12 protein-coding genes are annotated in these 12,063 nt (G+C 62.0%); 11 read left to right on the top strand and 1 reads right to left on the bottom strand.

Features of this window, described 5'->3' with window-relative positions:
* Positions 1-131: 131 nt before the first annotated feature.
* The 3 genes from hydA to preA all read left to right on the top strand — a co-directional run bounded on the left by hydA (position 132) and on the right by preA (position 4,373).
* On the top strand, positions 132-1,571 hold the full coding sequence (gene hydA, locus P2T68_RS13730; protein WP_069076563.1) for a dihydropyrimidinase: 1,440 nt from the start codon (positions 132-134) through the stop codon (positions 1,569-1,571).
* Between the two features lie 160 nt (positions 1,572-1,731).
* Positions 1,732-3,099, top strand: coding sequence for an NAD(P)-dependent oxidoreductase (locus P2T68_RS13720; RefSeq protein ID WP_168232116.1), 1,368 nt, complete (start codon positions 1,732-1,734; stop codon positions 3,097-3,099).
* Complete coding sequence (gene preA, locus P2T68_RS13715; RefSeq protein WP_024076294.1) at positions 3,099-4,373, top strand: NAD-dependent dihydropyrimidine dehydrogenase subunit PreA; 1,275 nt, start codon at positions 3,099-3,101, stop codon at positions 4,371-4,373. Before P2T68_RS13720 ends, preA begins: the two co-directional genes overlap by 1 nt.
* Before the next feature lie 121 nt (positions 4,374-4,494).
* Here preA and P2T68_RS13710 read toward each other — a convergent pair whose 3' ends face one another.
* Positions 4,495-5,115 carry a TetR/AcrR family transcriptional regulator gene (locus P2T68_RS13710; RefSeq protein WP_069076565.1) on the bottom strand — a complete coding sequence of 207 codons (621 nt, stop codon included), beginning with the start codon at positions 5,113-5,115 and terminating at the stop codon, positions 4,495-4,497.
* Between the two features lie 143 nt (positions 5,116-5,258).
* Between P2T68_RS13710 and P2T68_RS13705 the strand changes: the two genes are divergently transcribed.
* The 8 genes from P2T68_RS13705 (at position 5,259) to P2T68_RS13670 (ending at position 12,063) form a co-directional block, all read left to right on the top strand.
* Entirely contained in the window at positions 5,259-5,726 is a 468-nt protein-coding gene (locus tag P2T68_RS13705; protein ID WP_069076566.1) for a GNAT family N-acetyltransferase, read from the top strand.
* Complete coding sequence (gene copC, locus P2T68_RS13700) at positions 5,720-6,085, top strand: copper homeostasis periplasmic binding protein CopC (RefSeq protein ID WP_069076567.1); 366 nt, start codon at positions 5,720-5,722, stop codon at positions 6,083-6,085. The genes P2T68_RS13705 and copC overlap by 7 nt, the downstream gene beginning before the upstream one ends.
* Positions 6,086-6,088: 3 nt before the next feature.
* Complete coding sequence (gene copD / locus P2T68_RS13695; protein WP_277379479.1) at positions 6,089-6,946, top strand: copper homeostasis membrane protein CopD; 858 nt, start codon at positions 6,089-6,091, stop codon at positions 6,944-6,946.
* 192 nt (positions 6,947-7,138) lie between these two features.
* A complete protein-coding gene (locus tag P2T68_RS13690) occupies positions 7,139-8,401 on the top strand; it encodes an OprD family porin (RefSeq protein WP_277379478.1) in 1,263 nt (420 codons plus the stop codon).
* A gap of 320 nt (positions 8,402-8,721) precedes the next feature.
* On the top strand, positions 8,722-9,540 hold the full coding sequence (locus P2T68_RS13685) for an NAD(P)-dependent oxidoreductase (protein ID WP_024076300.1): 819 nt from the start codon (positions 8,722-8,724) through the stop codon (positions 9,538-9,540).
* A gap of 30 nt (positions 9,541-9,570) precedes the next feature.
* Positions 9,571-10,446 carry an SMP-30/gluconolactonase/LRE family protein gene (locus P2T68_RS13680; protein WP_277379477.1) on the top strand — a complete coding sequence of 292 codons (876 nt, stop codon included), beginning with the start codon at positions 9,571-9,573 and terminating at the stop codon, positions 10,444-10,446.
* Positions 10,447-10,497: 51 nt separating this feature from the next.
* A complete protein-coding gene (locus P2T68_RS13675; RefSeq protein WP_069076582.1) occupies positions 10,498-11,469 on the top strand; it encodes a TRAP transporter substrate-binding protein in 972 nt (323 codons plus the stop codon).
* 66 nt (positions 11,470-11,535) lie between these two features.
* A complete protein-coding gene (locus P2T68_RS13670) occupies positions 11,536-12,063 on the top strand; it encodes a TRAP transporter small permease (RefSeq protein WP_024076303.1) in 528 nt (175 codons plus the stop codon).

Raw genomic sequence — 12,063 nt, 5'->3', positions numbered from 1 at the left:
TCTTGCTCATTCTAAAAACTCGGGCTAGTTTCTATTCCTGTCACCGATGACAGGTTTATGCACCCCACGGTGAACAGCATGACAACACTTAGAACTGGCACAAGCCGGTCAAGCCTTGTGAGGAACTCGACATGTCGCTGTTGATCCGTGGCGCCACCGTTATTACCCATGATGAAAGTTACCGCGCCGATGTTTTATGCGCAGGCGGTCTAATTCGCGCCATTGGCACGGACCTGGATATTCCCGCCGGCACTGAGATACTCGACGGCAGCGGCCAATACCTGATGCCCGGCGGCATTGACCCGCATACCCACATGCAATTGCCCTTCATGGGCACCGTGGCCAGTGAAGACTTTTTCAGTGGCACCGCAGCAGGCCTGGCGGGGGGCACCACCTCGATCATCGACTTTGTGATCCCCAACCCGCAGCAGTCCTTGCTGGAAGCCTTTCACCAGTGGCGCGGCTGGGCGGAAAAGTCCGCATCCGACTACGGCTTTCACGTGGCGATTACCTGGTGGAGCGAGCAGGTGCGCGAAGAAATGGCCGAGCTGGTCAGCCACCATGGCATCAATAGTTTCAAGCACTTCATGGCCTACAAGAACGCGATCATGGCCGCCGATGACACCCTGGTGGCCAGCTTCGAACGCTGCCTGGAACTGGGCGCGGTGCCCACCGTGCATGCGGAGAACGGCGAGCTGGTGTATCACCTGCAACGCAAGCTGATGGCCCAGGGCATCACCGGGCCGGAGGCCCATCCACTGTCGCGTCCCTCCCAGGTGGAAGGCGAAGCGGCCAGCCGCGCGATTCGTATCGCCGAGACCCTCGGCACGCCGTTGTACCTGGTGCACGTTTCAACCCGGGAAGCCCTGGACGAAATCACTTACGCCCGGGGCAAGGGCCAGGCGGTGTACGGCGAAGTGCTCGCCGGCCACCTGTTACTGGATGACAGCGTCTACCAGCATCCCGACTGGCACACCGCGGCCGGCTATGTGATGAGCCCGCCGTTCCGCCCACGCGGGCACCAGGAAGCGCTGTGGCATGGCCTGCAATCGGGCAACCTGCACACCACCGCCACCGACCATTGCTGCTTCTGCGCCGAACAGAAAGCCGCCGGCCGCGACGACTTCAGCAAGATCCCCAACGGCACCGCGGGGATCGAAGACCGCATGGCGCTGCTGTGGCACGAAGGGGTCAACACCGGGCGCCTGTCGATGCAGGAGTACGTCGCGCTGACCTCCACCAACACCGCGAAGATCTTCAACCTCTACCCACGCAAAGGCGCGATCCGCGTCGGCGCCGATGCCGACCTGGTGCTGTGGGACCCCGAGGGCACCCGCACCCTTTCAGCCAAGACCCACCACCAGCAAGTGGACTTCAACATCTTCGAAGGCAAGACCGTGCGCGGCGTGCCGAGCCACACCATCAGCCAGGGCAAGCTGGTCTGGGCCGATGGCGACCTGCGCGCCGAGCGCGGTGCCGGGCGCTATGTGGAACGGCCGGCGTATCCGTCGGTGTTTGAGCAGTTGAGCAAGCGGGCGGAGCATTCCAGGCCGGTGGCTGTGAAACGCTGAGCCCCCCATGTAGGAGCGAGCTTGCTCGCGAAAAACGTTAACGAAAACGCGGGAAGCCTGATACTCAACGGCGCTCTCAGGTTTTTCGCGAGCAAGCTCGCTCCTACACATTGCGTCAGCAAATGCCCGTCAGAGGCAAAATAACCGTGAGGCCAACACCGTGATCCAGACCCTGAGCCACCTCCCCCATCCCCCTGAAGACGGGGCCACCCTCGCCAGCCATTTCACCGACCTGGCACCGCCCCTCACCGCCCGGCAAGCGCAACTGGAAGCCTCGCGCTGCCTGTATTGCTACGACGCGCCGTGCGTGAATGCGTGCCCCAGCGAGATCGATATCCCCTCGTTCATCCGCAATATCCACACCGACAACGTCCAAGGCGCAGCGCAGAAAATCCTCTCGGCCAACATCCTTGGCGGCAGTTGCGCACGCGTCTGCCCCACCGAGATCCTGTGCCAGCAAGCCTGCGTGCGTAACAACGCCGAAGAATGCGCGCCGGTGCTGATCGGCCTGTTGCAGCGCTATGCCATCGACAATGCGCACTTCAGCGAACACCCGTTCCAGCGTGCAGCGCCCACCGGCAAGCGCATCGCCGTGGTCGGCGCAGGTCCCGCAGGGCTGGCCTGCGCCCATCGCGCCGCCCTGCACGGGCATGACGTGGTGATTTTCGAAGCGCGGGAAAAGGCCGGCGGCCTGAATGAATACGGGATCGCCAAGTACAAGTTGGTGGATGACTTCGCCCAGAAGGAACTGGAGTTCCTCCTGCAAATCGGCGGCATCGAGATTCGCCACGGCCAGCGCCTGGGCGACAACCTCACCTTGAGCGAACTGCACCAGCAATTCGATGCGGTGTTCCTTGGCCTGGGCCTGACCGCCAGCAAACACCTCGACCTGCCCCACGAAGACGCCCCCGGCCTGCTCGCTGCCACCGACTATATCCGCGAGTTGCGCCAGGCTGACGACTTGACCCAACTGCCCCTGGCCGACCGTTGCATCGTGCTCGGCGCCGGCAATACCGCCATCGACATGGCCGTGCAAATGGCCCGCCTCGGTGCGCGCGACGTCAACCTGGTCTACCGCCGAGGCCTGGCGGACATGGGCGCGACCCAGCATGAGCAGGACATCGCCAAGGCCAATCAGGTGCGCCTGCTGACCTGGGCCCAACCCGAAAAAGTGCTGCTGGATGACCAGGGCCACGTCCGCGGCATGCGCTTCGCCCGCACTCGCCTGGAAAACGGCTGCCTGCAACCCACCGGAGAGACCTTCGAATTGGCCGCCGATGCGATCTTCAAGGCCATTGGCCAGGGCTTCGATAACGAGGCGCTGCACGACCCCCTGGCCCAACAACTGCAGCGCGTCGGCGCGCGTATCTTCGTCGATGAACAGCTGCGCACCAGCATCCCCGGCGTATATGCCGGTGGCGACTGCGTCAGCCTCGGCCAGGACCTCACCGTGCAAGCGGTACAACACGGCAAGCTGGCCGCCGAAGCAATGCACGCCCAACTCATGCTTAACGTGGAGGCTGCGTAATGGCCGATCTCTCGATTGTATTCGCCGGAATCAAGGCCCCCAACCCGTTCTGGCTGGCCTCCGCGCCGCCCACCGACAAAGCCTATAACGTGGTCCGCGCGTTTGAAGCGGGCTGGGGTGGCGTGGTCTGGAAAACCCTGGGTGAAGACCCGGCGGCGGTCAACGTGTCGTCGCGTTACTCGGCGCACTACGGCGCCAACCGCGAAGTGCTGGGCATCAACAATATCGAGCTGATCACCGACCGCTCCCTGGAGATCAACCTCAGGGAAATCACCCAGGTGAAAAAGGATTGGCCGGACCGCGCGCTGATCGTGTCGCTGATGGTGCCGTGCGTTGAAGCATCCTGGAAAAACATCCTGCCCCTGGTAGAAGCCACCGGCTGCGACGGCATCGAGCTGAACTTCGGTTGCCCCCACGGCATGCCCGAGCGCGGCATGGGCGCGGCGGTGGGCCAGGTGCCAGAGTATGTGGAACAGGTGACGCGCTGGTGCAAGACCTATTGCTCACTGCCGGTGATCGTCAAGCTCACGCCGAATATCACCGACATCCGTGTGGCGGCGCGGGCGGCCTATCGCGGCGGTGCGGACGCGGTGTCGCTGATCAACACCATCAACTCCATCACCAGCGTGGACCTGGAACGCATGGTCGCCCTGCCGATGGTCGGCACCCAGAGCACCCACGGCGGTTACTGCGGCTCGGCGGTCAAGCCGATTGCCCTGAACATGGTCGCCGAAATCGCCCGCGACCCGCAGACCCAAGGCCTGCCGATCTGCGGCATTGGTGGCATCGGCAACTGGCGCGACGCGGCGGAATTCGTCGCCCTCGGCTGCGGCGCGGTGCAGGTGTGCACGGCGGCGATGCTGCATGGGTTTCGCATTGTGGAAGAGATGAAGGATGGATTGTCACGCTGGATGGACAGTCAGGGTTACACCAGCCTGCAAGAATTTTCCGGGCGGGCGGTGGGCAACACCACGGATTGGAAGTACCTGGACATCAACTATCAGGTCATTGCCAAGATCGATCAGGAGACGTGCATTGGCTGCGGGCGTTGCCATATTGCCTGTGAAGATACGTCGCACCAGGCCATCGCCAGTTTGAAACAGGCGGACGGCACCCATCAGTACGAGGTGATCGACGACGAGTGCGTGGGTTGCAACCTGTGCCAGATCACCTGCCCGGTGGCGGATTGCATCGAGATGGTACCGGTGGACACCGGTAAGCCGTTCTTGAATTGGACGCAGGATCCGCGTAATCCCTACCGGGAGGCGGTGTAGTCCTGTAGACCGCTATCGGGGGCAAGCCCCCTCCCACATTGAGCGCATTATGTCTGAAAGAATGCGATCCACTGCGGGAGGGGGCTTGCCCCCGATGAGGCCCTCAGCCTCACCACAAGACTCAAGGCTCCAACCCAATCCCGCGCAAAATCACACTGGTCACCGTCTGGATCGCCTTCTCGAACTGCATATCCGACAACGGCTGGTGATCATTCAAAATCTTCACCTGGTGATCAAAGTCGGCATAGTGCTGGGTCGATGCCCAGATCATATACAGCAGGCTCGACGGCTCCACCGGCAGGATGCGTTTGTCTTCCACCCACTGGCGAATCTTCGCCTCCTTCATCTTGGCCCAGTCGTACAGGCTTTCATCCAGCGCCTCACCGAGGGTCGGCGCGCCGTGGATGATCTCGTTGGCCCAGACTTTCGAGCCATAGGGCCGCGTGCGCGAGCGCTGCATCTTGGCGCGGATGTAGCTGCTGAGCACCACCCTCGGGTCATCGAAGGTCTCGAAGCTCAAGGCGTCCTGCTTCCACACCTCCAGCAGATCGAACAGCACGGCGCTGTACAGCTCGCTCTTGGTGGTGAAGTAATAATGCAGGTTGGAACGTGGCAGCTGCACTTCTTCAGCGATATCGGCCATGGCGGTGCTGCCATAGCCCTTTTCGGCGAAGACCTTCTCCGCCGCCAGCAGGATTTTTTCGACGTTGACCCGGCGAATTCCGATCTTGTGATTGCCCATAAGGGCTCCCTGACAACAACATGGGCTAAAGACTACCATCGGCTCTAGACCGCGGCGACAGGCCGCAATGAAAGTTCTTACCTTCACCTTCCCCACGGATATTGGATTGGTTAGGATCGCGGTCCCTATCCAGGATCATTCCCATGCCTATTCGACCTCGCGTACCCGCCGACGACCCGTTGCTGGGCGCCCTGTGGGAGCGCTCGGTACGCGCCACCCATGACTTCCTCCCCGAGGACGATATCCAGCGTTTACTGCCCCTGGTACGCGACACTTACCTGCCGATGCCTGCCCTTGACGTCTGGGTGTATGAAGATGAACAGGGTATTGCCGGTTACATCGCCACCGGCAGGAACAATGTGGAAATGCTGTTTATCGACCCTACGCGCCGCGGCCAGGGGATCGGCCGCCAGTTGCTGGACCACGCCCGTGCGCGCCACGACACCTTGACCGTCGACGTCAACGAGCAGAACCCCCAGGCTGTGGGTTTCTACCTGCACTACGGTTTTGTCCAGGTCGCGCGCTCGCCGCTGGATGGCGAAGGCAAACCGTTTCCCTTGCTGCACATGGCTTTACCGACTCCTCCCACTGAAGGTACGGAACAATGCTGATCAAGAAAACCCTAACCGCCGTCGCCCTGCTCGCCTCCCTGCTCGGCGCCTCGGCGGCGTTTGCCCACGCCCACCTCAAAAGCTCGGAGCCGGCCGCCGACAGCACCGTCGCCGCACCGAAGGACTTGCGCCTGACCTTCAGCGAAGGCGTCGAAGCCACCTTCACCAAGGTGTCCCTGAGCAAGGACGGCACCGAAGTGGCAATCAAGGGCCTGGCAACGCCAGACGCCGACAAGAAAACCCTGGTGGTGACGCCCGCCGCCCCGCTGGCGGACGGTCACTACAAAGTGGTGTGGAACGCAGTCTCGGTCGATACCCACAAGAGCAATGGCGAATACAGCTTCCAGGTCGGCCAATAACCCATGGCAACCCTGCTGGTGCTGTGCCGCTTTGTGCATTTCATCGTCGTGCTGCTGATGTTCGGGGCCTGTGTATTCAGGCCCTGGCTCCTGGGCGCTGAACCGCAGGCGGTGCTGGACCGACAAGTGTTGCGCATCACCCGTGGGCTGGCCTGGACGGCCCTCGCGTCGGGGGTGATCTGGTTACTGTTGATTACCGCCAGCATGGCCGGTTCATGGCCGGCGGCGCTGGAACTGTCGACCGTGCAGTTGGTGCTGGGCAAGACCTTTTTTGGCCAGGTGTGGACCTGGCACCTGCTGTTGAATGGGCTGCTGGTCATCGCCCTGATGACCGCGTGGAAGGCCCCGCGCCTGCCGTTGATCACGCTGCTGCTGATGACCCTGGCCCCGGTCGGCCATGGCGCCATGCTCGATGGGCTGAGCGGGCAGCTGTTGATCCTCAACCAGATGGTGCACCTGATGTGCGTCGGCGCATGGTTGGGGGGGTTATTGCTGCTGGTATTGATCCTCAGGCAGCCACACGGTGTTGAGCTGGCGCCGGTCCTGCGTCGTTTCAGCGGCGTCGGTTATGGCCTGGTCGCGGGCTTGCTGGTGACCGGCCTGATCAATGTGCGCGTCCTCACCGGGCAGCTGTGGCCCACGCCGTTGTTCAGTGGTTTTGCGTTGATTCTATTGATCAAGGTGATGCTGGTGCTGGGCATGTTGGCGCTGGCGCTGCTGAACCGGCTGCGCCTTGATCGCTGCGAACAGCGGCTGGGCAGCTTGAAGGCCAGCGTGATGCTGGAATGGCTGCTCGGTGTTTGCGCCGTCGCCGCCGTTTCACTCCTTGGCACCCTGCCTCCCATGGTCCTGGCGGGCTGAATGTGGGAGGGGCGGTGCGACGATTCGACTTGCCCCCTCCCACATTGACACTGCCCGCTCTAGATCAACCCACACGCAGTCATCGTATAACTTCTGCTTGACACCCCGCAAAAACCCCGCAAATATCCGCCCCAATGTTGTACGACGACGTATAACAAATAATAAAAACAACAAATGAAAGGGAGCATCACTGTGAGTCAATTCGCCCGCTATTCTTCCGCGCGTCTCAGTGTTATCGGCCTCGGCAGCCTGGCCTTCACCCTGCCCCTCATCGCCCACGCCGAAGGTTTTGTCGACGACGCCAAGACCACGCTCAACCTGCGTAACGCCTACTTCAACCGCAATTTCACCAACCCGAGCAACCCTCAGGGCAAGGCCGAAGAGTGGACGCAGAGCTTTATCCTCGACGCCAAGTCCGGCTTTACCCAAGGCACTGTCGGCTTCGGGATCGATGTGCTGGGCCTGTACTCACAAAAGCTCGACGGCGGCAAAGGCACCGGCGGCACCCAGTTGCTGCCGATCCACGATGACGGCCGCCCCGCCGACAACTTCGGGCGCCTGGGCGTGGCGTTGAAGACCAAGCTGTCGAAGACCGAATTAAAGGTGGGCGAATGGATGCCGGTGCTGCCGATCCTGCGTTCCGACGACGGCCGCTCGCTGCCACAGACCTTCCGTGGCGGTCAGGTGACGTCCAGCGAAATCGCCGGCCTGACCCTCTACGGCGGGCAGTTTCGCGGCAATAGCCCGCGCAACGACGCGAGCATGGAAGACATGTTCATGAACGGCAAAGCCGCATTCACCTCCGACCGCTTCAACTTCGGTGGCGGTGAATACAGCTTCAATGACAAGCGCACCCAGGTCGGCCTGTGGTATGCCGAACTGAGCGATATCTACCAGCAGCAATACCTCAACCTGACCCACAGCCAACCGCTGGGCGACTGGACCCTGGGCGCCAACCTCGGCTTCTTCAACGGCAAGGAAGACGGCAGCGCCCTGGCCGGCGACCTGGACAACAAGACCGTGTTCGCCCTGCTTTCGGCCAAGTACCAGGGCAACACCTTCTATGTCGGCCTGCAAAAGCTCACCGGCGACAGCGTGTGGATGCGGGTCAACGGCACCAGCGGCGGCACCCTGGCCAACGACAGCTACAACTCCAGCTACGACAACGCCAAGGAAAAATCCTGGCAGGTGCGCCATGACTTCAATTTCGTGGTGCTTGGCATTCCCGGGCTGACCATGATGAACCGCTATATCAGCGGCAGTAACGTACACACCGGGGCGATCACCGACGGCAAGGAATGGGGGCGTGAATCGGAACTGGCCTACACCGTGCAGAGCGGTGCGCTGAAGGATTTGAACGTCAAATGGCGTAACTCCACCCTGCGTCGGGATTTCAGCAATAACGAGTTCGATGAGAACCGGATCTTTATCAGCTATCCGATCTCGTTGCTGTAACCCCTGTGGCAAGCGGGCTTGCCCTAATGCCGTTCAGTTAAGGCTTTTTTGTAGGAGCGAGCTTGCTCGCGAAGAACTTACAGGCGCCGCGTTCATTCAGGAAACACGCGTTATCGTTGACGTTTTTCGCGAGCAAGAACTAGGCGTCCCCCTCGCTCCTACAGAAGGCGATGTACGCTTAACTGAACGACATTAGGGCAAGCCCGCTCGCCACAGCCTCGTTACACCTTTTGTCCAATGGCGCGTTGACAACCCAGGGGATCCCTAACAATACTTCGGCATAGTCATACGACAACCTACAACAAAAATTTGGAATCTCCATGACCACGACTACCCCCACTCCCTTCAACCGCCTGCTGCTCACCGGTGCCGCCGGCGGCCTCGGTAAAGTCCTGCGCGAACGCCTGCGCCCTTACGCCCAAGTACTGCGCCTGTCGGACATTGCCAACATGGCCCCGGCGGCCGACGCCAGCGAAGAAGTGCAACCCTGCGACCTCGCCGACAAACAAGCCGTGCATCACCTGGTGGAAGGCGTCGACGCCATCCTGCATTTTGGCGGTGTCTCGGTCGAACGCTCCTTCGAAGAAGTGCTAGGCGCCAATATCAGCGGCATCTTCCACATCTACGAAGCCGCGCGCCGCCATGGCGTCAAGCGCGTGGTCTTCGCCAGCTCCAATCATGTGATCGGCTTCTACAAGCAGGGCGAACAGCTCGACGCCCACTCCCCACGCCGCCCAGACAGCTACTACGGCTTGTCCAAGTCCTATGGCGAAGACATGGCCAGTTTCTACTTCGACCGCTACGGCATCGAGACCGTCAGTATCCGTATCGGCTCTTCGTTCCCGGAACCGCAGAACCGCCGGATGATGCACACCTGGCTGAGCTTCGACGACCTGACCCAACTGCTCGAACGCGCACTGTATACGCCGAACGTCGGCCACACCGTGGTCTACGGCATGTCGGCTAACCTCGACACCTGGTGGGACAACCGCTACGCCGCGCACCTGGGCTATGCCCCGAAAGACACCTCCGAAGTCTTCCGTGCCCAGGTCGAAACCCAGCCCCCCGTAGCGGCCGATGACCCGGCCAAGGTGTATCAAGGCGGGGCATTCTGCGCCGCTGGACCGTTCGGTGACTGACGCCAGACCAACCCAAGGGAATGAGTGGCCATGACTGCAGAATTGATTGTCGACGCCCGCAATGCCGTGGGCGAGTGCCCGGTATGGGTGCCCGAGGAAAACGCCCTGTACTGGGTGGACATCCCCAACGGTGGCCTGCAACGCTGGAGCGCCGCCACCGGCCATCTCGCTGCGTGGAAAGCCCCGCAGATGCTGGCCTGCATCGCTCGCACCGACGCCGGCAACTGGGTTGCGGGGATGCAAACCGGCTTCTTCCAACTCACGCCGCATAACGACGGCAGCCTCGACACCACGCCATTGGCCAGCGTCGAGCACCCTCGCCCGGACATGCGTCTGAACGACGGCCGCTGTGATCGCCAGGGCCGTTTCTGGGCCGGCAGCATGGTGCTGAACATGGGCGCGAATGCGGCCGAAGGCATCCTCTATCGCTATGCATCGGGTTCAGCGCCCCATGCCCAGCTGGACGGTTTTATCACCCTCAACGGCCTCGCCTTCAGCCCCGATGGCCGCACGATGTACGCCTCGGATTCACACCCGCTGGTCCAGCAGATCTGGGCCTTCGACTACGACACCGAGACCGGCACGCCGTCCAACCGCCGCGTGTTCGTCGACATGCACCAGCACCCAGGTCGTCCCGACGGCGCAGCCGTGGACGCCGACGGTGGCTACTGGATCTGCGCCAACGACGCCGGCCTGATCCACCGTTTTACCCCCGATGGCCGCCTGGACCGCTCCCTGAGCGTACCGGTGAAAAAACCCACGATGTGCGCCTTTGGCGGCAGTCGCCTGGACACGCTGTTCGTCACCTCGATACGAGACGACCAGGGCGAGCAGTCACTGTCCGGCGGCGTGTTCGCCCTCAACCCCGGCGTCCAAGGACTGCCTGAGCCAACGTTTACCCTCTAGCTGCATCGCTGTGCCTTGAATACAACAATAACAACACAGGAGTGACCTCCCATGGACTTCAAACGCACCTTGCTGGCCGCTGCACTTCCCCTGAGTGTCCTGTTCACCGGCGCCGCCCACGCGCTGGAAATCAAATTCGCCGACGTTCACCCCGCCGGCTATCCCACTGTCGTAGCCGAAGAGAACATGGGCAAGGCCCTGACCAAACAAAGCAACGGCGAACTGACCTTCAAGTACTTCCCCGGCGGGGTCCTGGGCTCCGAGAAAGAAGTGGTCGAGCAGGCCCAGGTCGGCGCGGTGCAGATGACCCGCGTCAGCCTTGGCATCGTCGGGCCCGTGGTGCCGGACGTGAACGTATTCAACCTGCCGTTCGTGTTTCGTGACCAGGCGCATATGCGCAAGGTCATCGACGGCGAGATCGGCGATGAGATCCTCGCCAAGATCACCGACTCCGAGTTCGGCCTGGTGGCCCTGGCCTGGATGGACGGCGGCACGCGCAACCTCTACACCAAGAAACCGGTGCGCAAGATCGAAGACCTCAAGGGCATGAAGATCCGCGTGCAAGGCAACCCGCTGTTCATCGACGCCTTTAATGCCATGGGCGCCAACGGCATCGCCATGGACACCGGCGAGATCTTCAGTGCCCTGCAGACCGGAGTGATCGACGGCGCGGAAAACAACCCGCCCACCCTGCTGGAACACAACCACTTCCAGAACGCCAAGTACTACACCCTCACCGAACACTTGATCCTGCCCGAGCCCATCGTGATGTCGAAGATCACCTGGAACAAGCTCACCCCGGCGCAGCAAGTCATGGTGAAAAACGCCGCCAAGGCCGCCCAGGCCGATGAGCGCGCGCTGTGGGATGCCAAGTCCGCCAGCAGCGAAACCAAGCTCAAGGCCGCCGGTGTCGAGTTCATCAGCGTCGACAAAAAACCCTTCTACGACGCCACCGCAGCGGTTCGCGCCAAGTACGGCGCGCCCTACGCCGACATCATCGCGCGCATCGACGCCGTTCAATAACCTTCCCTGCCTCTCGCAAAAGGCCCGGCGCGGTCGGCATCGACGCGCCCGGTTACGGTGAACGCCATGAAGAATCTACTGCTGCGCATCAACGACCGCCTCTACATGACCTGCGTCTGGGTCGCCGGCCTCTCGGTTCTCGGGGTGGCACTGATCATTCCCTGGGGCATCTTCGCCCGCTACATCCTCGGCACCGGCTCCAGCTGGCCGGAGCCCACCGCCATCCTGCTGATGCTGGTGTTCACCTTTATCGGCGCCGCCGCCAGCTATCGCGCTGGCGCACACATGTCGGTGGCGATGATCACCGACCGCCTGCCGCCCCGCCAACGCCAGGTCATCGGCATCGTCTCGCAGCTGCTGATGGGCACCATCTGCCTGTTCATGGCCATTTGGGGCACCAAGCTGTGCCTGTCCACCTGGAACCAGTTCATGAGCGCCATCCCGACCCTGCGCGTGGGCATCACCTATATGCCGATCCCGATTGGCGGGCTGCTGACCCTGATCTTTGTGGTGGAAAAACTCCTGCTCGGTGACCAGAGCAACCGGCGCGTGGTGCGCCTCGACCTGGTGGAAGAAAGCGAAGGGGCCGCGTGA

Source organism: Pseudomonas sp. G11, assembly GCF_029457515.1.
In the GTDB taxonomy this organism is placed as follows: domain Bacteria; phylum Pseudomonadota; class Gammaproteobacteria; order Pseudomonadales; family Pseudomonadaceae; genus Aquipseudomonas; species Aquipseudomonas gorinensis.
Note: the sequence above shows the minus strand (reverse complement) of the source record. Positions and strands in the feature narration are given on the sequence as shown.

Excerpts from the sequence above, each read along its gene's own strand:
- P2T68_RS13680 (WP_277379477.1), top strand. The coding sequence starts at position 9,571 with ATGACTGCAGAATTGATTGTCGACGCCCGCAATGCCGTGGGCGAGTGC.
- copC (WP_069076567.1), top strand. The coding sequence starts at position 5,720 with ATGCTGATCAAGAAAACCCTAACCGCCGTCGCCCTGCTCGCCTCCCTG.
- P2T68_RS13685 (WP_024076300.1), top strand. The coding sequence starts at position 8,722 with ATGACCACGACTACCCCCACTCCCTTCAACCGCCTGCTGCTCACCGGT.
- P2T68_RS13710 (WP_069076565.1), bottom strand. The coding sequence starts at position 5,115 with ATGGGCAATCACAAGATCGGAATTCGCCGGGTCAACGTCGAAAAAATC.
- P2T68_RS13670 (WP_024076303.1), top strand. The coding sequence starts at position 11,536 with ATGAAGAATCTACTGCTGCGCATCAACGACCGCCTCTACATGACCTGC.
- P2T68_RS13675 (WP_069076582.1), top strand. The coding sequence starts at position 10,498 with ATGGACTTCAAACGCACCTTGCTGGCCGCTGCACTTCCCCTGAGTGTC.
- preA (WP_024076294.1), top strand. The coding sequence starts at position 3,099 with ATGGCCGATCTCTCGATTGTATTCGCCGGAATCAAGGCCCCCAACCCG.
- copD (WP_277379479.1), top strand. The coding sequence starts at position 6,089 with ATGGCAACCCTGCTGGTGCTGTGCCGCTTTGTGCATTTCATCGTCGTG.
- hydA (WP_069076563.1), top strand. The coding sequence starts at position 132 with ATGTCGCTGTTGATCCGTGGCGCCACCGTTATTACCCATGATGAAAGT.
- P2T68_RS13705 (WP_069076566.1), top strand. The coding sequence starts at position 5,259 with ATGCCTATTCGACCTCGCGTACCCGCCGACGACCCGTTGCTGGGCGCC.